At 42.1% G+C, this 24,421-nt stretch carries 19 protein-coding genes; 13 read left to right on the forward strand and 6 right to left on the reverse strand.

Going from position 1 to position 24,421, the window contains the following annotated elements; genetic code table 11:
- The first annotated feature begins 39 nt into the window (after positions 1–39).
- The 8 genes from H7992_RS08550 to H7992_RS08585 all read left to right on the forward strand — a co-directional run bounded on the left by H7992_RS08550 (position 40) and on the right by H7992_RS08585 (position 8,825).
- A complete protein-coding gene (locus tag H7992_RS08550) occupies positions 40–561 on the forward strand; it encodes a DUF84 family protein (protein WP_187047287.1) in 522 nt (173 codons plus the stop codon).
- 99 nt (positions 562–660) lie between these two features.
- The gene (locus tag H7992_RS08555; RefSeq protein WP_187047288.1) at positions 661–1,176 is read left to right on the forward strand and encodes a hypothetical protein; all 516 of its coding nucleotides are present in this window, start codon (positions 661–663) and stop codon (positions 1,174–1,176) included.
- A gap of 416 nt (positions 1,177–1,592) precedes the next feature.
- Positions 1,593–2,411, forward strand: coding sequence for a DUF1444 domain-containing protein (locus H7992_RS08560; RefSeq protein ID WP_067207509.1), 819 nt, complete (start codon positions 1,593–1,595; stop codon positions 2,409–2,411).
- Complete coding sequence (gene ytpR / locus H7992_RS08565) at positions 2,408–3,013, forward strand: YtpR family tRNA-binding protein (protein WP_187047289.1); 606 nt, start codon at positions 2,408–2,410, stop codon at positions 3,011–3,013. Before H7992_RS08560 ends, ytpR begins: the two co-directional genes overlap by 4 nt.
- A gap of 94 nt (positions 3,014–3,107) precedes the next feature.
- On the forward strand, positions 3,108–5,717 hold the full coding sequence (locus H7992_RS08570; RefSeq protein ID WP_187047290.1) for a DNA translocase FtsK: 2,610 nt from the start codon (positions 3,108–3,110) through the stop codon (positions 5,715–5,717).
- A gap of 114 nt (positions 5,718–5,831) precedes the next feature.
- Positions 5,832–7,145 carry a UDP-N-acetylmuramate--L-alanine ligase gene (gene murC, locus H7992_RS08575; RefSeq protein ID WP_187047291.1) on the forward strand — a complete coding sequence of 438 codons (1,314 nt, stop codon included), beginning with the start codon at positions 5,832–5,834 and terminating at the stop codon, positions 7,143–7,145.
- A 256-nt stretch (positions 7,146–7,401) separates the two neighbouring features.
- Positions 7,402–7,896, forward strand: a complete 495-nt coding sequence (locus H7992_RS08580) for a DUF948 domain-containing protein (protein WP_067207516.1) — start codon at positions 7,402–7,404, stop codon at positions 7,894–7,896.
- Positions 7,897–8,108: 212 nt separating this feature from the next.
- Positions 8,109–8,825 (forward strand): YtxH domain-containing protein, encoded by a 717-nt coding sequence (locus H7992_RS08585; RefSeq protein WP_187047292.1) that lies wholly within the window; start codon positions 8,109–8,111, stop codon positions 8,823–8,825.
- A gap of 593 nt (positions 8,826–9,418) precedes the next feature.
- Here H7992_RS08585 and H7992_RS08590 read toward each other — a convergent pair.
- Positions 9,419–11,431 (reverse strand): cell division protein FtsA, encoded by a 2,013-nt coding sequence (locus H7992_RS08590; RefSeq protein WP_255428626.1) that lies wholly within the window; start codon positions 11,429–11,431, stop codon positions 9,419–9,421.
- A 288-nt stretch (positions 11,432–11,719) separates the two neighbouring features.
- Here H7992_RS08590 and H7992_RS08595 point away from each other — a divergent pair, with 288 nt between their 5' ends.
- The gene (locus H7992_RS08595) at positions 11,720–12,805 is read left to right on the forward strand and encodes a bifunctional 3-deoxy-7-phosphoheptulonate synthase/chorismate mutase (RefSeq protein WP_067207524.1); all 1,086 of its coding nucleotides are present in this window, start codon (positions 11,720–11,722) and stop codon (positions 12,803–12,805) included.
- A gap of 66 nt (positions 12,806–12,871) precedes the next feature.
- Here H7992_RS08595 and H7992_RS24655 read toward each other — a convergent pair whose 3' ends face one another.
- Complete coding sequence (locus H7992_RS24655) at positions 12,872–13,003, reverse strand: hypothetical protein (protein WP_255428627.1); 132 nt, start codon at positions 13,001–13,003, stop codon at positions 12,872–12,874.
- A 444-nt stretch (positions 13,004–13,447) separates the two neighbouring features.
- Here H7992_RS24655 and ccpA point away from each other — a divergent pair, with 444 nt between their 5' ends.
- A complete protein-coding gene (ccpA, locus tag H7992_RS08600) occupies positions 13,448–14,446 on the forward strand; it encodes a catabolite control protein A (protein WP_067207526.1) in 999 nt (332 codons plus the stop codon).
- Positions 14,447–14,937: 491 nt separating this feature from the next.
- On the opposite strand, the gene H7992_RS08605 is transcribed toward ccpA, so the two are convergent.
- Genes H7992_RS08605 through H7992_RS08615 form a run of 3 tightly spaced genes read right to left on the reverse strand, consistent with a single transcriptional unit; the run spans position 14,938 to position 17,397 of the window.
- Positions 14,938–16,104 carry an acetoin utilization protein AcuC gene (locus tag H7992_RS08605; protein WP_067207529.1) on the reverse strand — a complete coding sequence of 389 codons (1,167 nt, stop codon included), beginning with the start codon at positions 16,102–16,104 and terminating at the stop codon, positions 14,938–14,940.
- Complete coding sequence (locus H7992_RS08610) at positions 16,101–16,748, reverse strand: acetoin utilization AcuB family protein (RefSeq protein ID WP_067207531.1); 648 nt, start codon at positions 16,746–16,748, stop codon at positions 16,101–16,103. The genes H7992_RS08605 and H7992_RS08610 overlap by 4 nt, the downstream gene beginning before the upstream one ends.
- A gap of 16 nt (positions 16,749–16,764) precedes the next feature.
- Positions 16,765–17,397, reverse strand: a complete 633-nt coding sequence (locus H7992_RS08615; protein ID WP_067207534.1) for a GNAT family N-acetyltransferase — start codon at positions 17,395–17,397, stop codon at positions 16,765–16,767.
- A gap of 177 nt (positions 17,398–17,574) precedes the next feature.
- On the opposite strand from H7992_RS08615, the gene acsA reads away from it, so the two are divergent.
- Positions 17,575–19,293 (forward strand): acetate--CoA ligase, encoded by a 1,719-nt coding sequence (gene acsA / locus H7992_RS08620; RefSeq protein ID WP_067207535.1) that lies wholly within the window; start codon positions 17,575–17,577, stop codon positions 19,291–19,293.
- A 139-nt stretch (positions 19,294–19,432) separates the two neighbouring features.
- Here the strand turns inward: acsA and H7992_RS08625 are convergent, their stop codons facing one another.
- A complete protein-coding gene (locus tag H7992_RS08625) occupies positions 19,433–22,330 on the reverse strand; it encodes a transglycosylase domain-containing protein (RefSeq protein ID WP_370569980.1) in 2,898 nt (965 codons plus the stop codon).
- 415 nt (positions 22,331–22,745) lie between these two features.
- On the opposite strand from H7992_RS08625, the gene tyrS reads away from it, so the two are divergent.
- Entirely contained in the window at positions 22,746–24,011 is a 1,266-nt protein-coding gene (gene tyrS / locus H7992_RS08630; protein WP_187047293.1) for a tyrosine--tRNA ligase, read from the forward strand.
- 203 nt (positions 24,012–24,214) lie between these two features.
- On the forward strand, positions 24,215–24,412 hold the full coding sequence (locus H7992_RS08635) for a hypothetical protein (RefSeq protein WP_187047294.1): 198 nt from the start codon (positions 24,215–24,217) through the stop codon (positions 24,410–24,412).
- The last annotated feature ends 9 nt before the right edge of the window (positions 24,413–24,421 follow it).

Genomic DNA, 24,421 nt, shown 5'->3' on the forward strand with positions numbered 1-24,421 from the left:
AGGACGTTTTTTTACTTGGATGAATGGAGGAGGATATGAATGGAATTTATGATAGGATCTACGAACCCTGCAAAAGTAAAAGCAGTTAAGGAAGTTTTGGCAATTCATTTTCCGCAGGCACTTATTGCTGAGACTGAGGTAGGGTCAGGTGTTTCAGACCAACCTTTTAGTGATGATGAAACTAGGCTTGGTGCAATTAATCGTGCACTACGCGCAGCGGGGAAGGGAGCAAGTGCAATTGGAATCGGGCTGGAAGGTGGTGTACGGATTCTTGAGGGACAGATGTACCTCTGTAACTGGGGTGCGTTGACACTTCCTGATGGGACGAGGTTTACAGCGGGAGGTGCACAGATTCCATTACCGAAAGAAATTGCGGATGAGTTGATGGCTGGGAAAGAACTGGGTCCGGTTGTCGATACTTATTTCAAGTCGAGCGGAATTCGGATGAAGGAAGGAGCTATCGGAATGCTGACTGCGAACGCGGTAAAACGCGATGAACTATTCGTACATATTTTACAGCTTTTGGTGGGACAATATAAATACCATCTGCAATCCCAGTAAATATCGAAGTGCTTGATTGCAACGTGTTTTGGTTGCAAGTAATCCGTAACAACATTAAAATGATAAATAGTGTTTAAATTAATGATTGGGGGAAATCGAATGTTCCGAAAATGGAAATTCATATTCCTGTTGACGATATCTGTATTAACGCTTGTAGCATGTGGAAAAACGCTTGACGAAAGTGCAACTTCAGGAGTCGAAGCGGCGAGAGAAGCATTTCACTCGAATGATAAAAAACGTACTGAAGAGATTGACGGCATTAAACTATATCTACCTGCCGGATTTAAGAAGAATGATAAGTCAGATGCACAAAATATCGTCTTTACGAAAAAAGAAGAAACATTTATCCTTTTTGTCAATCCAAATGAAAAAAATGACAGTAAACTGTTTTATGATTTGCTTCTTGCTGATAAAAGTAAAGAAATTGTCGAGCAGGCAACGTTTACGGATGAAGGCATTTTTGGTTTTGCGGCGGTAATCAAAAGCGGCAATGACGATGTTGAGCTTATGACGAGCGTGGGCGGATCAAAAATGACGACAATGACGAAAAAAGGAAACATCGAAGAAAACCTAGCAAGAATGATGGAAATCGTGCGTTCTATTAATCAAGAATAGATGCAATTTTCCGAGAAAAGTAAGAAGGTATAAGTTTTTCGACACGGAACAGTGTCTAGGCTCTAGGCGCCAGCCGCTCGGGTCATAAGCAATCCAGCTATGTGGCAAAGTGCGCCACGTCGCTGGATTGACTTATGCCCGTCGCGTCTAAACGGCGCCTTGCGCTTTTCTAAGTGTCTAGGCTTCAGGCGCCAGCCGCTTGGAGGCCCACAGGATGTGGGGTCACGTAGCCATTGCCGCAGGACGCTGCGTACTTAGGCTAGGTTCCTTGAAAGCAATCCAGCTATGTGGCAAAGTGCGCCACGTCGTGCCTACAAGGATGCAGGCATGCAGTCGTTGCGACAGGACGTCGCGTACTTAAGCTGCGTTCCTTTAAGGCGTCTTACGCTTTTCATAATGAATGGAGGAAAAAATAGATGAATTCTGCGCAGCTTGTTGAAATTTTAAAAGAGCATCTTCCATCTGAACATTTCAAGTGGCGATTTGACCGAAAAACGGATAAGGTTCGTCTAGAGCATTCGGTTCTAAAAAAAGGGATGGATATTTCACTCCCGGAAATTCTTGTGAAATATGAACAGAAAAAAGAGGCGGCAATAAAAGAAATAGTTTATACAATTGGTGAGACGTTTAAAGCGATGGAAAAAGAACAATCAATAGGATTCTCTGATAGTACGATTATTTATCCTGTGATCAGGTCTTCATCGTTTCCGAAAGAATCTGCTGTAGGACATCGTTTTCTTATGAAGGACCATACGGCTGAAACGTGTATCTATTATGCACTTGACCTTGGAACTACCTACCGGTTAATTGATGAAAGTATGTTGGAGTCTCTTGGTATGTCTGAAACGGAGATAACAGAGTCTGCATTATTCCGTGTAAGAGCATTACCGACCGCGATGAAGAAGGATGAAGTCTCGGGTAACATCTATTACTTTGTCAATAATAACGATGGTTATGATGCTAGTAGAATATTGAACAGCACATTCCTGAAAGAGATGGAAGCGAAAATCGAGGGTCATATGACTGTTTCTGTCCCACACCAAGATGTACTAATTATTGGTGATATCCGGAACGATACGGGGTATGATGTACTTGCTCAAATGGCTATGCATTTCTTTACCACTGGCACTGTACCAGTTACATCTTTATCATTTATCTATGAAGATGGAAAACTTGAACCAATTTTCATTATGGCTAAAAATCGTTTAGCAAGAAGGGAAGGAAAGAAAAAGTGAATATTTTTTATAACATAAATGGTGTTGGAGATGTGTTGCTTGTGCAGCTTGCACTTACACGTCCAGAATCTATTGTAACTAATTCACAAGGGGATGTTACGTTAATCCATGACGAGGTTACTGGAGAATTAACTGCATTTAACCTATTCAATGCATCATCTTACGTGAAAAATGAAGCAGTCGGGGAAGTTGAGCTGACTGAAGAGGTGGCAGGGCAATTGCAAGACGCACTTCTAAAGAATGGCGTAGAGATTAAACTTGACATAGACTTTACACCAAAGTTTGTTGTAGGACATATTTTGACAAAAGAAAAGCATCCGAACGCCGATAAGTTAAGTGTTTGCACGGTCGATGTTGGCAGTGAAACAGTTCAAATTGTCTGTGGAGCACCGAATGTGGGTGCGGGCCAGAAGGTTGTTGTCGCGAAAGTTGGAGCTGTTATGCCATCTGGAATGGTCATTCGTGATGCAGAATTGCGTGGGGTTCCATCGGCTGGAATGATTTGCTCAGCAAAAGAACTAGGTTTGCCTGACGCGCCTGAAGAAAAAGGGATTTTAGTACTAGATAACAATGCTGTTACTGGTGAAATCTTCACAAAATAAGAGCACGAAAAACGTACCGGTTTGGTACGTTTTTTTGTTTTCATAAATTGATTTGATTTTGTCGTGTCAGTACTGTTAAAATAGAGTGATTGACATGAAAAGAGTGATAGTCTTGAGTTGGTTTAAAACAATAGTAGACCGGTTATTTGGACCGGATGAAGACAATAATAAAGTGGAAACAGAATATGAAAAAACTGAAAATGAAATTGACGAATCATTAAATAAAAATGAAACTAGTAACAACACATCATTTCGCTTTCCGATTATCTCAGATGCAGAAATATATGGTTGGGACGATGAATCTGTTACTGAAGTAGATTATCCGAAATACACAACTAAAAATAAAGATGCGGACGATAATTATGAAACGAAACCACTTTCCGAAAATGCTAAATGGCCAAGTGATAACAGAACAGTCAATATCTTTAGGGCTGATTCATTACAAAAATATGGCGTAAAAGAGAAAGAAAAAAGAAGTTCTTTCTCCTCCACAAAAAAGGCCCTTCAGGAGGAACTTCCACCGAAAGTGAATGTGACGGTACAAAAACGTTCCAGTAAGCCATTTACACCGACCGCAGTACCTTCGCCCGTTCATGGATTTATTAATCCAAGGAGAGAAGTAACGACACCTTTAAAAACGGAAGAAGTGAAGTTGCAGCCACCGGAAGAAGAGGTAGTTGTTACAGAATCACAGTTGACAAAGACGGATGAATTTTATTATGAAAATGAAAAAACGAGTAGTATACCAATTTTGAACGAGGACTTTGTGATTGGAAATGACAGCAGAGAACTCACATCTAGTGAGATAGAGCCGCTAAAAGTTGAAGTCTACGAAACTGAAACGACAGTAACTGAGGACGAAGAGACCGTAGTATTGCCAGATGCCATAGAGCTTTCTAAGGATGAATTTGCTACAATCGAATCACTAGTGATTGAAGAGGACTTTAAGGGAATTATTTCGGATGAAGTGGACTATACTAAGGATGCGTTACCTGATGTAGAGGCTGAAGTAAAAGTAGAGCCCTCTCCAGGCATTCCAGAATTGGTAGAACAACAAAGTCAAGTAACAAAAAAAGAACGGACTGTTCCATTCAATGTATTGATGTTGAAGTCCGATAAAGAGAAGCTAAAAGTAGTAGAACCTTTAAGTGTGAAAGTTCCAAATGAAAGCAAAAAAGTAACTATCTCTGAGCCGATAAGTACGAAACCTTTGGTCGACATTCGAGAAGAGGTTTTGGTAGAGACGAAAGAAATAGCTGGCGAAACCTTAGAAGAAGAGGAACCCTATTACGCATTCCCGTCACTGGATTATCTGATCCCCCCTGAATCACAAATCGAAGATACAGAGTGGCTGGAATCGCAATCTGAAAAGCTTGAGGAAGCGTTGTCGCACTTTGCGGTTAAAGCGACCGTTATCGAAGCGATGCAAGGTCCGACAGTCACTCGTTTTGAACTGACTGTCGGAGTGGGGACTAAAGTGAGTAAAGTACGTAATTTAACAGATGACCTAAAATTGGCGCTAGCAGCCGAAGATATTCGTATCCAAGCACCGATTCCCGGAAGAAGTTCCATAGGAATTGAAATTCCAAATCGGAAGACAAGACCTGTTCGGATATCCGAAGTTATTGCGACGGAACAGTTCAGAGCTTCCACGTCTCCCCTTGAGGCTGTGCTTGGATTAAGCCTAACTGGAACACCAGTAACCTTAGATCTCCGCAAGATGCCACATGGTATGATTGCTGGGGCTACAGGTTCAGGTAAATCCGTCTGCATTAACTCGATTTTGGTCAGTTTGCTTTACAAAGCTACACCAACAGACTTGAAAATGATGCTGATTGACCCTAAAATGGTAGAACTTGCACCATTCAACGGCATACCACATCTAATTAGTCCTGTGATTACGGACGTCAAAGCTGCAACTGCTGCACTAAAATGGGCAGTGGCGGAAATGGAAAGACGTTACGAGCTGCTTGCTCATGCAGGTGTGAGGGATATCGAGCGTTACAATAAAGCAGTTGTAGAAAGTCGTAGGTTCTCTTTGAAGATGCCTTATCTTTTAATTGTCATTGATGAACTTGCAGATTTAATGATGATGGCGCCGGCAGATGTCGAAGTATCAATTAGTCGAATTGCACAAAAAGCACGTGCATGCGGTATCCACTTGATCATCGCGACACAGCGTCCTTCTGTCGATGTTATTACAGGTACAATCAAAGCGAATATCCCAACACGAATCGCATTTTCAGTTTCATCACAAATCGATTCTAGGACAATAATTGATTCCCCTGGAGCAGAAAGGCTTCTTGGGAAAGGTGACATGCTATACATTGGAAATGGACAATCTTCTGGCGTTCGACTACAAGGTACATTTGTCACGGATGAGGAAATAGAGCGTATAATAGAACACGTTCGGAATGAGGCAACACCAGATTATTTATTTGGCCAAGAAGACCTTCTTGCAAGTAGTATTGAAGAAGAAGGAGCCGATCCACTTTTTGAAGAGGCTTGTCTCTTTATCCATGAAACAGGCAGTGCATCAACGTCTCTGTTACAACGTAATTTTAGTATCGGATACAATCGAGCCGCCAAACTAATGGATCGAATGGAGAAAAGTGGATTCATCTCAGGGCCGCGGGGAAGTAAGGCACGCGATGTCTTTTTGACAGAAAGTGATCTCGATCGACTTACAGATCGTATAGAATAGTAAGGAGCCTTGCAATGCGGGCTGTAAATCAAAATACTTAACTGATAATTGTAGAGGGAATAAACTAATGATATTTAATTAAGGGGAACAGAAATGATCCCGGGAGGTTGCATTATGACGTTGTTCCATTTTACTGGCATTAAGGGCGCTGGAATGAGTTCGCTCGCCCAAATACTTCACGATTCTGAGAATGAAGTACAAGGTTCAGACGTGGAGAAATGGTTCTTCACAGAAGATCCGCTCCATGAAAGAAAAATAACTGTGTTGAAATTTGATGAAAACAATATTAAATCAGGAATGACAGTTATCGCAGGAAATGCATTTCCTGATAGCCATCCAGAACTTATAAGGGCTAAGGAACTTGGCCTCGAAATTATTCGATACCATGACTTTTTAGGAAAGTATATGGAGAAATTCATATCGATCGGAGTTACAGGCTCACATGGTAAAACATCGACTACGGGTTTGCTTGCTCATGTGTTATCTGGACATTCACCTACTTCCTATTTAATTGGAGATGGTACGGGAAGTGGCCCAGCAGACAGCGAGTACTTTGTATTCGAAGCTTGCGAATATAAAAGACATTTCCTGGCATACGAACCTGACTATGCGATTATGACAAATATCGATTTTGATCATCCAGATTATTTTAAGGATCTAGCGGATGTGATGGACGCATTTGGTGAAATGGCACTCCGGGTGAAGAAAGCCCTAATTGCCTGCGGTGATGATAGACACTTGCAAAAAATTCAGGCCAATGTTCCAGTGCTCTATTACGGATTTGAAGAGTCGAATGATTTTGCTGCGAAAAATATCATCAAAACTGTGGAAGGTTCATCCTTTGATGTTTTTGTAAGGAATGAGTTTTATCATACGTTTACAATACCGCTGGCTGGGGATCATGCAATCTTGAATTCGCTAGGCGTAATTGCGCTCTGTCATTATGAAGGAGTAAAAGCGTACACTATTCAAGAAAAACTGTCTACTTTTCATGGTGTTAAAAGGCGCTTTACGGTAATGGAAATAGCAGATCGAATTATTGTGGATGACTACGCTCATCACCCTACTGAAATCCAGGCGACATTGCAAACTGCGCAACAGAAATATCCTGACCGTGAAATTGTTGCGATATTCCAACCGCATACATTTACGCGGACCGCTGCCCTTTTGAATGAATTTGCGGAAAGTCTTTCAACTGCTGACCACGTCTATTTATGCGATATATTCGGGTCCGCACGTGAAAAGGCAGGTATTTTAACCATTAATGACTTGATTAATATAATTCCGGGTGCAAAGCATCTTGATCTTGATGATAATAAATCACTTGAATCTCATGGAAACGCAGTATACCTCTTTATGGGGGCAGGCGATGTTCAGAAATACATGAGCGCATTCAAGTCTTACCTTGATAAAGAAGAAACGGTTTAACAGGACACTATATAAGTTGAATGTATAGCATAGTTATATAAACAGCTTGACCCTGGACGGGAAAGATTTAACTTGATCCAGGGCTAGCTGTTTTTTCGTTTTGGGAATGAATAAGTTGTCACAAAAAATAAAATGAATTCTAGTTTGATGAAGGAAAATGAAGACTAATGTCGAAGAAGTAATAATGTGTATAACGTTTATTTTACCTTCGACAAGGGTAGACAATGTTATATGAGTATTTGAAGGAGGCAGTACCGTGGAGAATTTACTGTACATAGCGGCAATTGTCGCTGCAATCGCATTTTTGATTTTATGCATTAGTTTAGCGAGGACCCTATCCTCATTGAAGAACACATTACACAGTGTTTCTGGAACAATGGAAGGGTTGACAACTCAACTTGAAGGGGTAACAACGGAAACAACAGAACTTCTTCATAAAACAAATCAACTTGCAGAAGACATTCAGCAGAAAGCCGAAAAACTGAACACTGTTGTCGAAGCTGTGAAAGGCGTAGGCGAGTCTGTCACAGTACTCAATTCCTCCGTTAGAAGGGTTTCCAGCAATATCGCTACAGAGGCAGAACGGAACAGTGACAAGATTGCACAAATCGTTCAATGGAGCAATGTGGTTATCGATATAATGGGTAAAGTAAAGGAACGGAAGACAGGTAAGGCAAGCGCGAAAGGGTGGACTGTTTACAAGCCAGTACCAGGCCAAAAGAGATTGCCTAGCCCGAATAAAGGCAGATAAATAGAACTTAAATATGAAGTATTTAAGTTGAATATATAAATGCGTGTTTAAATTACGTGAAGGCGCCATAATTGGGGTAACCGAAAGCCCTAAGACTGTGGTGAAAGCTGCCTGGCTTAGGGCGAGAGGCATCTTCTAGCGTCGTAGCGGATACAATAGGATTCATTATTTCAACATATATATATAGACTTAAAAAACAGGAGGAATTGGATATGAGTGAAGAAAACAAAGTGAAATCAAATAATAATGACCCACAATACAACCAGGGTGGTCAAGGTTATGAAAATGCGTATGGCCAACCATCATACCTACCGACAAATTATGATTATAACAAGGACTATACAGATTCTTTCTATGATGAAAATGAAAGTTCAGGAGCGGGAAGCTTCTTAATGGGTGCACTTGTGGGAGGAGTTATCGGAGCAGCTGCGGCACTATTCTTGGCACCAAAAACGGGTAGTGAAATGCGAGGAAACCTTACAACTCAAGCAACTCAACTGAAAGATAAGAGTATTGAAATCAGTTCTGTTGCGAAGGAAAAAGCTACAGAGCTAACTTCGGTCGCAAAAGAGAAGACTGGTGAATTATCGAAAACAATCCAAGAACAGTCTGGACAACTTGTCGATAAAGTGAAATCGATGAAATCGAAAACATCTATGCCGATGGATGATGGAACAGCATCTTCTGAAGGCGAAGAGTCTATTGATTTCGTTGATACAGCTAAATCCAAAGTTGAAAATACTATTGAGGCTGGAGAAGAAAGTATTACAGCTACTGCAGAAGCTGTAAAAAAAGCAGTCGTGGGAAAAGCTAATAATGCTGAGAAAGCTACAACTGGCAATAGTGATGTCTCTTATGGTAATAGCGAGAACCTTGGTAAAGATAAAATAACTAACCAGAACTATGTGTCAGACATTCTTGAAAAATAAAAAGTAATAGAAAAAAGTCCGTCTACTCAAATATGAGTAGATGGACTTTTTTTAAAGGTAAGCAAGTATAAATGTTCCTACCAAGGCGTTTCCGCTTTACTTGTTGTCTAGACTCCAGATGCCAGCCCCTCGAGTCGCTTCGGTCTTGCAGAAAAGGCAAAGTACGCCTTTATCTACAAGACCTCCAGAGCTTGTCGGATCTAACCGGCGTCTTCCGCTTTTCTTGTTGTCTAGACTCCAGATGCCAGCCCCTCGAGTCGCTTCGGTCTTGCAAAAAAGGCAAAGTACGCCTTTATCTACAAGACCTCCAGCGCTTGTCGGGGCTAACCGGCATCTTCCGCTTTTCTTATTGTCTAGACTTCAGCGCCTAGCCCCTCGAGTCGCTTAGGACCTCAAGTTAAAGGCAAAGAGCGCCTTTATCTTAAGGTCCTTCAGCGCTTGTCGGGTCTCCCAAGGCGCTTCCGCTTTTCTTATTGTCTAGACTTCAGACGCCAGCCCCTCGAGTCGCTTCAGTCTTGCAGAAAAGGCAAAGAGCGCCTTTATCTTCAAGACCTCCAGCGCTTGTCGGGGCTAACCGGCGTCTTCCGCTTTTCTTAAGTAAAACTAATTTCAAGTCTGTCGCCGCCGAAAATAGCATCGTTGAATCCGATTGGTGTGTCGTTTCGAAGCAGTTTATAATTACTTGATGGGTTTTCGGGTAAACTATAATCTGTAAACGCAAAGATGTCGCCAAAAGTAATAGGACTTTCACTTAGTGATACAAAATCAAGATGATCCCCAGGTTTTACAATGGCAGATACTTCAGCACTATGCCCGTTTAAAGTAAAGGTAAGACGTGGTTTTTGAATTGTGACGGGTTCATTGTTGAATAGTACTGTTAGTTTATCGAACGCCTTTTTACCTATCTCAGCTACAACTTCATCTATGGTAGGGAATGGCGGTTTTTGGGTTGTAATTCGGTCTCCATCTTTCAGTACGTGCGATGGCTGCACCGAAGTCCCCATGATGAAGAACTCGTTGTTCTTTTTTTTCAAGGTGACCGTTCTTTTATTGACGGATACTGTGAAAAGATTGTCCTTTAAAAGGTCATTTCGATGTGCTTTTTCAAATACTGCCGCGACTGTCTTGGTGTGTGAAACTGTGATTTTATCACGGTCTTGTATCGATGTATCGATGCTTTTTAGAATTCCATTAATATGAATAAGGGGCTCCAATTGCACGGCAACTCCGTCCAACATTGCACTGATGGCTCTCATATCCTCAACAAGGTCACGCACAGTCGCTATTGCGTTAGTACCATCACTGCCGGGAAGTAAGTCGATTGTATCTCCATTTTTAATGCAGTCTTTTGTACTTGCTTTTACCCCATTTAATAGGATTGTTGAGGGTGTACCATGTTCTCCAGGTATTATTATATCATTGTCATTTACTGTTATCGTCATTCCAAGTCCGGGCATACCGTATAGTTGACGGGCTTTAATGTTTGCGGCAAGGAGTGCATCACTGACGGTCATTTCTTTTAATTCGAAGAGTCGTAGCACCTTGTCATTTACGGACACGGACATATAATGAATCGGCGCTCTTCTTGCAGCGATAGCGATACCGATTGGTGTGACGAGTTCTGGCGATGAAGCTATACCGGGTTCCAATGTAATTCCCGAGAGAGCATCCAACCCACGAATACCTACCCTATTTTCGGGTAGTCCTAGGCATATACTAATTTCTTTTGTCAGCCCCGGCGTTAAACTACCGCCGCCAACAACCATAACTGCTTTAGGGGAAACTCCATTGTTCAGGCGCTTGATTTCATCCGAAATGGATTTGGCAAGCCGATCTACAGCAGGTTTAATAATAGCGGTTACATCACTTGAAGCAACATTATCTTCAAAGCCGAGAATGTCTGTCATGACAATTGTATCTTCTGTTGTAATACTTCTTTTTGCAGTCTCAGCAAGTTGGAAGTCAAGGAGATAATGGTTGCTGAGTGCTTCTGTAATTTCATCACCTGCAAGTGGCACCATTCCGTAAGCCACAACGGTGTTGTTATCGGTAATAGCTATATCTGATGTCCCTGCACCTATATCGACAAGCGCGACGTTTAGGCGTCTCATGGATGGTGGGATTAGGACGTTGATAGCTGCAATCGGTTCCAGTGTCAGGGCTTCCATTTCGAGTCCTGCACGTTTGAGCGCAGAAAGAAGTGATTCGACGACGACTCGAGGAAGGAATGTCGCGATGACGTCAACAGAAGCAGACCGTCCAGCCTGATCAATCAGGCTACCTATTTCATCACCTTCAAGTTTATAGTAAAGAACGGAATAACCGACACAATAATAATAGTCGTCTTTTGTCACTGTATCGGAGGACAGCAGTTTTTGCTGGGCTTGTTGGACTGCTGCAAGTTCTAAACGATTGACGTCTTCGCCAGCAATGAGAGACCTTTCTGAAATATCGATAGCCATTGAACCTTCCGATGTTTTCAATGCACGACCTGCGGCAGCAACACTGACCCGTTTCAAAGGACCGTGCTTTTCCTCAAGAATTTCTTTGATTTCTAAAATGACGTTTGCAACACTTAAAATGTTATGTATTTGTCCGTCAATCATTGAACGTTCCTTATGTTCAATCGAAACAAGATCAGCAACATGAAAAATACCATTGTCTTCAATCAGGATGATTCCAACGACAGAACGCGTCCCGATGTCGAGTGCAAATAGTGTAGTAGCCAGAATTATTCATCCTTTCTGTCGATAAATGTCCCGTATTTAAAAGAATAAGTAGAAATAACGTGACTTTTCAAATAGTCTTCTTTATACTTAGGTCTATTATCAAAAATGTAACATATATTCTTCTCTACTGAAAGAGAATTATATATACGGGGAGGAGACGGACAGATGAGACAAAATGATTTAGATGAATTGCGCGGCCGTGTAAACGAGCTGAATGGTAAAGTTTTGGATCTTATTAACGAAAGAACAACTGTGGTCCAAGAAATTGGTAAAGTAAAAGAAAAGCAGGGTGTTAATCGGTATGATCCGATTCGCGAACGTGAAATGCTTAACTTCTTAAAAGAATCTAACAACGGTCCGTTACCTAATGGAGTACTTGAACAGATTTTTAAAGGAATATTCATGTCTGCACTTGAGATACAAGAAGACGACCAACGCAATGCTTTGCTTGTTTCCCGTAAGAGAAAAGCCGAAGATACGATTGTCGACATTAATGGCCATAAAATTGGGGACGGAACACCGTCATTCATTTACGGTCCATGTGCAGTCGAATCATATGAGCAGGTTTTAGCTGTTGCATTGTCCATCAAAGCAAAAGGGTTAACGATGATAAGAGGAGGAGCTTACAAACCTCGTACATCGCCATATGATTTCCAAGGTCTCGGCCTTGAAGGTTTGAAAATACTTAAACGAGTTGCTGATGAAACAGGTCTTTCAGTTGTTACGGAAATTATTACGCCGTCACATCTCGAAGAAGCGCTTGAATATATCGATGTAGTTCAGATTGGCGCACGTAACATGCAAAACTTCGAATTGTTGAAAGAAGCTGGAATGATTAATAAACCAGTTCTTCTAAAACGTGGACTTGCAGCGACAATCGATGAATTCATTCATGCAGCTGAATATATACTCTCTAAAGGTAATAGCCAGATCATCCTTTGTGAACGTGGTATCCGTACATATGAACGGGCAACTCGCAACACATTAGATATCTCTGCCGTTCCAATCTTGAAGCAGGAGACGCATCTTCCGGTCTTCGTTGACGTAACACACTCAACAGGTAGAAAAGATTTGTTACTACCTACAGCGAAAGCTGCGATAGCAGTTGGGGCGGATGGCGTAATGGCTGAAGTGCACCCAGATCCAGCTGTTGCATTATCCGATTCTGCACAACAGATGGATCTGCAACAATTTGATGAATTTTATGACGCAATTAACCAATTCATGAACACGCACACAACAATCTCATGAGTAGACGCCGGGCCTATAATGGTTCCGGCGTTTTGATTACATAGGTCACATCTGTTGATTAAACATCTACTTGCATAATACACTGGTAAGAAAGGCTTGAAAATCATCATTTTCACTGGACCATTTCCGGCTCGCTTGCGGCGAAATAATCATGATACCTTTACCGAGGACAGGAGTGGCTAGAAATGACTTCGTCATTCTTAGCCACTCCCTTTGGGAAGGAATTGCAATTCATTCCTCCATGGTCATCTTGTCACGAATATTTCCTTTGCTGAAAAAAGACAAAACAATGGGGAAGGCCTCAGCCGCCAAAATTGTATCTTTGGAGGCTTTTCTCTAGATAAGAAGCGACTTTTTCTTTCGTCCTGAAAAGCTTTAGTGCTTTGTGTACATATGCCTTTGGGGAGCGACGGGTGAACGATAACCATACGATTACCGGAAAAATGTATATGAATGCGACTTTATGGCTTCCATATACATCAAGATATCCCGGTAATCATATAAGAGTCATTAAACCAAAGAAATCCAAACGTAACTGTACACGAGCGCCTAGTATTTGATTGAGTTATTTACTCGTTAAATTTGGTTAATCAACACATGTGACATAAGGTATAATGAATGTATATAGAAGGAGGAATTTTAATGGCTATAACGATTTACGACGTAGCCAGGGAGGCTAATGTTTCAATGGCAACGGTCTCCCGTGTCGTTAACGGCAATCAAAATGTAAAACCTGCAACGAGAAAGAAAGTTCTCGACTGCATTGAACGGCTTGGCTATCGACCGAACGCAGTTGCGAGAGGTCTGGCTAGTAAGAAGACGACAACAATCGGAGTCATCGTTCCTGATATCTCGAAAAGTTTCTACTCGGAGCTTTCCCGTGGAATAGCGGACGTTGCGACGATGTACGAATATAATATGATCCTGTCGAACTCCGATGAGAGCACAGACCGAGAAGTAGAATTAATAGAAGACCATCTCGGTAAACAGGTGGACGGGCTCATCTTTATGAGTGATTCGATTTCTGATGAAGTTCGTGCCGGAATGTCCACAGCGAATGTTCCGATCGTTTTGGCTGGAACGTTGGACGTGGAAAAACAATTAGCAACGGTGAATATTGATTATGAAGAAGCTGCTTATGTGGCGGTCAATAAATTAATTCGAAATGGTCATACGAAAATCGTGTTTGTTTCGGGGCCATTTACAAGAGATATCAACCGTATCAGTAAAAAAGTGGGATACATGAGAGCCCTCCAAGATGCGGATATTCCAGTCGATGAGCAGTTTGTCATTGAAATGGAAGATACGTACGATGGTGCATATGAGGGCTGGAAACAAATCCGTGAATTGCAGGGTCAACCAACTGCCATCATTGCAGGAAGTGATGCGATTGCTGTCGGTTTGTTGAATGGAATTAGGGATGGAGGACTATCTGTACCTGAAGATTACGAACTCATCTGTTTTGAACATTCAATTTTGGCAAGGGTAGTAAGACCGCAACTCACTTCTATTGTCGTTCCGCTCTATGATTTGGGTGCAGTGTCAATGCGTCTGTTGACGAAATTGATGAATGGGGAAGAGGTTGAAGAGCAACAGGTCATTTTACCTTTCCGGCTTGAAGAACGTAAATCTATGAAATGAAAAAAGAGCAATCTTATCAATCGGATATATCCGGCTGAAGGGGATTGCTCTTTTTGAGGAATAATACTGCTATTTGTCACGTCTGTTGAATAACCAAAGTAACCAGCAAGTAACTTGATCACACACTGGCTGCGACGTGTATAGTTGCATTTGGATTGCTTTGGATTGGAATTGACTTCTATTACGATTACCGGATGTCTGGATGCGTAGGGTAGTCCTTCATCCGTCGTTCTTCAACTACATAAGTACACGAAGTGCATTTAGAGCTTTTTAGGACGAAAGAATAGCTGGCTTCTTAACTAGAGAAAAGCCGCCAAAGATGCAATTTTGGTGGCCGAAACTTTCTATAGGGTTTTCTCTTTTTTATTAAAGAAGTGTCACTTCTAGCCATACATGCCTCTCGGTAAAAATGTCACGAATATTTCGCCGAAAGCGAGCCGGAAATGGTCCAGTGAAAATGGGGGATATCAAGCCAGTCTCACCAGACGTGGTTATTTGTCAATTTTTTCGTTGCGGATCATATGTAAGGCTCGGCTAAGCATCTGTGCATTTTTCTCGTTGATTTCATCTTTTCGTGGAATAGGTTCGTATAGTGGTACAGGATCCTCCCAAGTCGGAATAAGTGTAACGGGAGACTGCTCCTGCCACGTTGATAACCAGTCCTCTGGCAGTGGACCAGTAGGTGTAGGGATATTTTTCATCGCCAGCCAAATATGAGCCCAAGCCCTTGGGACAACGCGCCAGATATCATATCCGCCACCACCGACGGCTATCCAGCGGCCTTCGCAATATTGTTCTGCAATTTCGCGTGCAACCCGAGGGATTTCTTTATAAATATCCATTGTTCCATAAAGGTGGGTTAAGGGATCGAAATAATGCGCATCTGCACCATTTTGTGTCAAGATGACATCGGGTTTGAAAAATTCAGTCACTTCTTTTATGGCTGTTTTATAAACAGAAAGGAATGACTCATCCTCTGTAAAAGCGTCAATCGGGAAATTAAAGGAAGTCCCATAGCCAGAACCATTGCCGCGTTCGGTTATACTTCCGGTTCCAGGGAACAGATAACGCCCAGTTTCATGGATGGACAGTGTACAGACTGTAGGGTCATCGTAGAAGCTCCATTGAACGCCATCTCCATGATGAGCGTCTGTATCGATATAAAGAACGCGTGCCCCGTACTTTTTTTGTAAGTACTTTATGGCAACTGAACTGTCATTATATACACAAAAGCCGGAAGCACGTCCATGAAATCCATGATGCAGACCTCCGCCTAGGTTCAATGCATACTTAGAGCGTCCTTGCATCACTTCATCTACCGCAGTCAATGTACCGCCGACCAGCATAGCACTGGCTTCATGCATATTCGGGAAAATTGGCGTATCCTCTGTACCGATACCGTAAATGCTACCAACATCCTCAGTTAGTTCACCTTTACCAGCCTTTTTTACTATTTCAATAAATTTTTTATCATGAGCGAGAAGTAATTCTTCGTCTGTGGCCATGCGAGGGGCGATGATATCGCTATCTTGAATGGCCCCAGATTTCTTTAAAAGGTCGAGAGTCAAGAGAATTCTTTTTTGGTTAAATGGATGTGAATCTGAAAAAGAGTATCCAAGTTGTTCTTCTGAAAAGATGAAAACGGCATCTTTTTTCATACGTCAATGCCCGGGACATTTGGCCAAAGGACCTCAAATCCGCTTACCTTTAATCCCTCAATAATTTTGAGAGGATTCATTGAGTTAATCCGGATGACAAGAATTTTATTTGCTTCGTTCTCTTTATCGGGATAGACGAGCACACTCAAAACGTTTAATTTCTGCTCGTGGAAAACTTTGGATACTTCGAAAAGGATTCCAGGTGTATTAGGAACCCGTACTTCTATTTGTGAGCCAGGTTGATGTGCGCCCGTTAATTCAATATATTTGTAAAGTAAATCCGTTTCAGTGATGATTCCAACTAATTTTTTATTGGACACTATTGGCAGTGAACCGATTTTATTATCATAAAATAGTACCGCTGCTTCTTCAACAAAGTCCATTGGATGTCCGGTAATCGGATTTTTCGTCATCACTTCAGAAAGTAAAGTATCATATGGGCTACTGTCTTTTATTTCGGAAATGGACGAGGGAACAACTTCTTTCAAGTCTCGGTCTGTCACGATGCCGACTACTATGCCATCCATAGATAGGATTGGCAAGTGGCGAATTTTTCTATCCCGCATGGCGTCAAGTGCATCTTTTACCGTATTTTCTGGTGATAGGGTTAGAACATCTTTTATCATTATTTCTTCAATTAGCATCTGATTTATCCTCCCTTCAATACATGAACCGGTTCATGAACCGGAGACTGTCAAATTGCTGGACGGTATCTTGATTAATTCTTTTGCCGATTCGTGCCATTAGGCAATTGGCTGGGTGAGAACTTATTTCAGGATCATCGGTTGCGTAATATTCCAGACCTCCGGCATTCATCATCTTCTCCATTACTTTTCTATACTCCCAAACGTTGAGTTTCGTACCCTTCAAGTCCCAGTGCCAGTAATATTCAGTCGTTAGGATAATATAATCTTCCATTGCATCGTCCATCATGGAAACGCGTAAAAGTGACTTGCCAACCCCGCCGGCCCTGAACTTTGGAATAACTTCAATTGCTCCAAGTTCGATTAAATTTTCTATACTTCCTTGCGACCATCGCTCCAGAGGGTCGGGATACAAATAAGTTACGTAGCCCACAATTTCATTTGAATCGCGAACGATTAAAATACGACCTTCTGGGAGTCCTGCAATTTCAATGAGTGCCTTGTGTTGTTGTGCGGGAGGTCTGAATGCAACAAGATCCTCGTGAAAATCAAGGCTAGCAAGGTAATCGGCAGTAATGGGCCCCTCGATAACGATGTCTCCATTCTTATGTTTTATCTCCATTGCGTTATATGTTTTTATATGTTCCAATATGATCACCTCCGTATTTGATATAAACCTACTACCTAGTATACAACAATATGGATAAATAAAAGCCTGTTGATTACTACAAATTTAAAACTGTTGGAAAAATATAATTAATTAGACAACTAGGTTTGGATTGAGGTAGAATGATAGTTATATTGTATTCTTGAAAGGGTGAAATGAATGGTAATGAAAACATTGCCCGCAGTTCATGGGGATTATCAGTTAGCAGATTATGATCGTACAGCCGCAGAATTTAAATGGACGGATGTAGAAAAAGACTTCAGCTGGTTTGAAAGCGGACTCATGAATATTGCCCATGAAGCGGTAGATCGCCATGCGGATTCTTATCGAAAAAACAAGGTTGCACTTTATTATAAGGACGCTAATCGAAAAGAAAGCTATACGTATAATGAAATGAAAAAGATGTCAAATAAAGCTGCAAACGTATTGCGCAATCAGTCGCCGCTCGAAAAAGGGGACCGGATTTTCATCTTTATGCCTCGCTCACCGGAATTGTATTTCTCATTTTTGGGCGCGTTGAAGCTGGGTGCTATTGTTGGACCGCTTTTCGAAGCATTCATGGAAGGTGCTGTCTATGACAGATTGTCTGATAGTGAAGCAACTGCAATCATCACGACACCTGAACTTCTTGAACGAGTGCCTGTTGACAAATTACCACACCTGAAGACAATCTTTATTGTAGGAGAAAATGTGGTGGAAGAAGGCCTTATCGTCGACTTTAACAAGCATATGGCAGATGCTTCCCAGTACTTCCAAGTTGAATGGATGGATAAAGAAGACCCAACACTTCTACATTACACTTCAGGTTCAACAGGAAAGCCGAAAGGCATCGTACATGTACAGGAAGCGATGGTACAGCAACTGCAGACAACACGTTGGGTACTGGATCTAAAAGATGAGGACATCTTCTGGTGTACAGCGGATCCAGGTTGGGTGACAGGCACAGCTTATGGTATTTTCGGACCAATGCTTGCCGGGGCAACTAGCTTGATTCTTGGCGGCAGATTTTCGGCAGATGCTTGGTATGGAGCGATAGAGGAATATGGTGTCACGGTTTGGTATAGTGCGCCAACCGCATTCCGGATGCTTATGGGAGTTGGGGAAGGGCCACTAAGCAAGTTTGATCTTTCTTCACTGCGCCATATTCTTTCCGTGGGTGAACCACTTAATCCCGAAGTAATCCGTTGGGGATCTGAAGCGTTTAAATTGCGAATTCATGACACATGGTGGATGACAGAAACAGGTGCACAAACAATCTGTAATTTCGGATGTCTGCCAATTAAACCTGGATCAATGGGCAAGCCGGTTCCCGGTATTGAAGCAGCCATCGTTGATGATCAAGGAAACGTATTACCTCCAAATCATATGGGTAACTTAGCTATTAAAAAAGGATGGCCTGCAATGATGCGGCAAGTTTGGAATAATCCTGAAAAATATGCATCTACCTTTATCAATGATGAGTGGTATGTTTCGGGTGATTCAGCATACATCGACGAGGACGGATATTTCTTTTTCCAGGGCCGAGTCGATGATGTGATTATGACGAGTGGAGAGCGCGTAGGACCATTCGAAGTGGAAAGTAAACTGCTTGAGCATCCCGCGATTGTTGAAGCTGGGGTTATAGGTAAACCTGACCCAGTTCGTGGCGAAATTATAAAAGCATTTGTATCGCTTCATGAAGGAATTGAGCCGACAGATGAATTAAAAGAAGAAATTCGACAATTTGTTAAAAAAGGGCTGGCCGCACATGCTGCTCCACGTGAAATTGAATTCAAAGATAAATTACCGAAAACACGAAGTGGAAAAATTATGCGTCGTGTGTTAAAAGCTTGGGAACTGAATTTGCCGACAGGTGATTTGTCGACAATGGAAGACTAACATTGAGTAACTAATAAAAACACAAGGACACAAGGCGCCTGGAGATAGACACTATTCTAAGTCGAAAAAACTTATACTTTCTTAGCATTCAAAAAAGAGCCTGTCCGCTATTGATAGCGGACAGGCTCTTTTTCCTATTTCATTCCCCAGTTTCATCGTCTCCACTTGTAGGAGGCGGGGTACCACCGTCGTTCCCATCCTCAGTTACAGGAGGTGGTGTAACAGGTGGTACGTTTTCCGTTGGAGGTGTTTCGATAACTTCCTCTTCAGGCTCAGGCTCCGCAATGGTGACTGCATTGGAGCCATTTGAAAGTCTTCCGGTAATGTCGACAGCCTTGACTGAGTATGAGCCAGAACCGACTGTAAATATATTCGAAGAACCGTCTCTTATTGTTCCGATTTTAACATTATTATCATAAACATAGTACCCAATAACATCGTTGGAAGGTGAATTGCCCCATGTTATTGTCGTTCCATTTAAACTAACATTTACTGGTGCAGGAGCGACATCATCTGCATTAAATATAGCTCCCGACACGACATGAGATGCGAAAGCGGAGTTCGCTGGGAACAATTTTGAAGCATCTCCTCCCCACGGTCCGAGCATTCGGTCGATGAACACTTGGTTAACGCCTGTGCCACCTGATGACACGAATTCGCTTGGTGTTGATGGAAGTGCAAGGTACCTCGTCCCTTTAACAGATACATAAGAAGAAGAGGTAATGCTATCATCCGGTTTTGTTGGTAACATCACTTTTGCGTTGAATAAATCCGTTTTAACGAGCCCTGCAGACGAACATGCAGCAGAGGGAGCAAGCCCAGAAATACCGCAGAACGATTTTTCAACGACACCGTTAGGACGACTGAATTTTGCAGAGGCCCCGACTATTTCTGGTGTTACTTCGTTCGCAGCATTCATAATTCGGGCGAAAAGCATACTTGTCCTTGTGGTAGGATGCAATGTTTGTTTTTCGAGTCCATAATAAAGACTTCGAGTTCGGTCTTTGTATCCGAGCCAAACACCAAGAGACACATTTGGGTTGTATCCAACAAGCCAAGCGTCACCGTAACCTTGTGTTGTTCCCGTTTTGGCAGCAAGATCTGTAGTGAATTTCATGTTTTGCGTTACTTGCGAGCCAGTGCCGCCCGTTTTTACAACATCACGTAACATATCAGTAACAATATAACTCGTTTCAGGGCTGAAAACATCGACAGGTTCAATTTCATGTTGATAGACGATATTGCCATCCATATCTTCGATTTTTTCGACGATGTATGCGTCTATGAACTGCCCACCATTCGCAAATGTTGCAAATGCATTCGTGTTTTCCTCAACACTCATTCCGACCGTCATGCCCCCGTATGAAGTAGAGGGATTGACATAGTCTCCTGGGAGAAGTTTTGAAATACCCATCTTGTCGAGGAATTCGGCAGGCCGTCGATCAAGGATGTCGCGATATAATCTTGCTGTTGCCAAGTTCAATGACTTGGAGAGTGCTTCCCTTGCAGGGATGATTCCATATTCCATCGATTTTGTATAGTTGCTAGGTGTCCACATAGAGCCATTCGCTTGTTTGACACTGAATTTAACATCGACGACGGGACTTCCAGCCCCGATTACGCCATATTCAATAGCAGGTGCATAAACGAGAAGTGGCTTCATGGCAGATCCATTCTGTCTGAATGCTTGTGTAGCATGATTAAGCGCTTGGTGTTCATGTCCACGGCCGCCGATGAAGGATAAGATTTTACCAGTGCTATTTTCGATCATAATAGCCCCGACTTGGACTGGATCCTCCGCGAATTCGACCTCGCCGGAATGAGAATCTTTTACTTCGCGTGTATAGGTAAATCCGTAACTTTCGAAATCATTACCGACTTCATTCATCTTGTCATATAGATCTTTATTAACGGTAGAGTAAATTCTATAGCCATCATTTTTCATTGAACGCGTCGCAAGTATTGAATATTTTTCTCGTAATTTATCTTCTTGTTCAAGACGTTCGGCATCGACTCCGTCTTTTTCCGCAATAATTTCCGCGAGGATATCGACCGTGCGATTCTGAATTTCTTGCGTCAAATAAGGATATCTTTCATTCGCGCGCATGACGGGTTCACGGAAATCCTTTGTAATATCATAGACGATTGCTTCATTGTACTGCTGTTCAGTTATGTAACCAGTTTCCTTCATCCTGAAAAGAACTGTCTTCATCCGATTGATTCCCGGCTGTAAGAATTCTTGTTCTTTCAATCCGCCACCACTTTTAAAAGGGGTATAAGCGAAAGGGGCCTGAGGAAGTCCAGCTATGAAGGCGGCTTGTGGTAAATTCAATTTCGCTGCTTTTAAAGCGAAAATACCACCAGCTGCAGTTTCAATACCTGCAATGTTTTGCCCATTTGAATTACGGCCGTATGGAATAATGTTCAAGTAAGCTTCGAGAATTTCATCTTTTGTCATGAAATGCTCAATTCTCATTGCCAGTAGCATTTCTTTCGCTTTTCGTTCGTATGACACTTCGTTGGTTAAAATTTGGTTCTTAATAAGTTGTTGTGTCAAAGTCGAACCGCCAGTTTGGTTATCGGAGTTCGTTACATCCTGTAATAGTCCGCGGAAAATCGCTTTTGGGACAATGCCCTCATGCTGTGCGAAATACTCATCCTCTGTGGCGAATACTGCATCAATAACGAATGGGGATACACTTTCGAGTTTCGTCTCTTTCCGTTCTATATCAGAGTTAACTTTACCGATATAGATATTGCCGGCAAGATAAAGTTCGGACGTTTCTTCGTAGGTGAAGATTGCATCCCGCATTTCTTGCTTTGAACGAAGCGGTTCTTTGGCTACCAATGAAGCAAAATAGCCTGCTCCGACTGAACCGGCAAACACTACCAGTGTCAAACCTACTACAATGAATAGAAGAAAAAGGTTCCAGGTGACGCCTGAGGTGATGCGCATCCCTTTAGCCCATTTAGTTTTAGTCATTGTTTCAAGTTTCTCTTCTATTAGATCAATACGATTCTTTTGATGTTTACTCACTTAAATCAACCTCCTGAAATCTTACCTATTATAGCACATTTCCATAAATGCCAATCGATAATATTTGACAACTTTTGAATATCGGTTAGAATTACTGATACATATACTTTCACATGTTGAATGAGTCGAAGTAGTGGTTGGGGAACCGTTTAGAGAGGCAGCGGCTGGTGAAAGCTGTCCGGTAAACCAATCATGAATTACAGCTCTGGAGTGTGACGCGTGCGCAGTGTTATTGCGTTTTGAGTGGAGAATTTTTTCTCAAGCCGGGTGGTACCGCGTTAATACAATAATTAGCGTCCTTGCATGATTTTTTTAAATCGTGTAAGGGCTTTTTTGTTGTCTACTTCCAGGTGCTAAGCGCTTTGAAACTCATTCGACGCGATGCGTTATTACTTAAATCACAGGAGGGGTTAGGATGAAAGAGAAATTGATGGAAGACTTAAAGTGGAGAGGGTTACTCTACCAACAGACGGATGAGGCGGGTCTTGAGGATTTGCTGAATAAGGAGAAAATCTCACTGTATTGCGGCGTTGATCCGACTGCGGATAGCATGCACATCGGACATATCGTGCCATTACTTACGCTACGCCGTTTCCAAATGCATGGACATCGTCCGATTCTACTTGTTGGAGGAGCTACGGGTATGATTGGGGATCCATCAGGCCGCTCGGAAGAAAGACAGCTCCAAACAACTGAACAAATCGATAGAAACGTTGCCGGGATTAAGAAGCAGATGGAACAAATTTTCGATTTCGATTCTGAAAACGGCGCTCAAATGGTGAACAACAATGACTGGGTAGGTTCGATGAGCGTCATCGAATTTTTACGCGATTTCGGTAAGTTGTTAGGCGTTAACTATATGCTTGCGAAAGACAATGTTGCATCACGTCTCGATAGTGGAATTTCTTTCACTGAGTTTTCATATATGCTTATTCAAGGAATTGACTTCAACCATCTATTCAATAATTATGGCTGCAGAGTTCAAATCGGTGGATCGGATCAGTGGGGCAATATTACGACAGGGCTTGAAGTTATTCGTAAAACGCACGAAGAAGAAGTGAAAGCATTCGGTATCACAATTCCACTGGTTACGAAAGAAGATGGTACGAAATTTGGTAAAAGTGCGGGCGGCGCAGTATGGCTTGATGCAGAAAAAACATCACCTTATGAATTCTATCAGTTCTGGATAAATACAGCTGATGCGGATGCTGTTAAATATATGAAAATATTCACATTCATTGAGCGCGAAGAAATCGAAGCGTTTGAAATTACAGTTCAAGAGGAACCACATTTACGGAAAGCGCAACTTAGATTGGCAGAAGAAATGACGCGTCTGATTCACGGTCAGGAAGCACTTGACCAGGCAATCCGTATTTCCAAAGCATTATTCAGTGGTGATTTGAAAACACTAACTGCGAATGAAATGAAAGACGCATTCAAAGATGTCCCTTCGTTTGAAATGGCGAAAGAGGATAAAAACATCGTTGACTTTATCGTCGATTCTGGCGTGTCGCCATCAAGACGACAAGCTCGTGAAGATGTGACAAATGGTGCGATATCATTGAACGGCGAACGAGTGACGGATACGGCATACGAGGTGAGCGCAGCAGATCGTTTGGATGATGCGTTTACGATTGTCCGTCGCGGTAAGAAAAATTACAAAATGGTGAAATTCGTTTAACTGTGGAGATTCATGAAAGCGAAACCCGCAAACTTTTCATTCGGCAGGAAAAAAGAGATGTTCGAGGGCTATGTTAGAAACTCCATAACTGAAGTTAAAACGACTCATTGCAGAATGGTTTTATGAGTTTGCCAGTTCGCGGAGGGCATTTGACTTCACAAATCTATTTCCGAGTCTGCACGAAAAATCAGAAATGATTCCTTATGAAATTGACTGAAGAAGAGAATTTAGAGCTGAATTTTCGAACTGTGATGGCAACGGCCGGAACTGTCATGGGGAGTTATGAAACTGTGAGGACAATGGCAGGTACTGTCATGGCAATTCGTGAAACTGTGAGGACAACGACGAGAACTGTCATGGCAAGTCATGCAACTGTCGCGGCAACAACTGAAAGTGTCTAGAAATAACAT

Origin of the sequence: Sporosarcina sp. resist, assembly GCF_014302295.1 — a bacterium.
In the GTDB taxonomy this organism is placed as follows: domain Bacteria; phylum Bacillota; class Bacilli; order Bacillales_A; family Planococcaceae; genus Sporosarcina; species Sporosarcina psychrophila.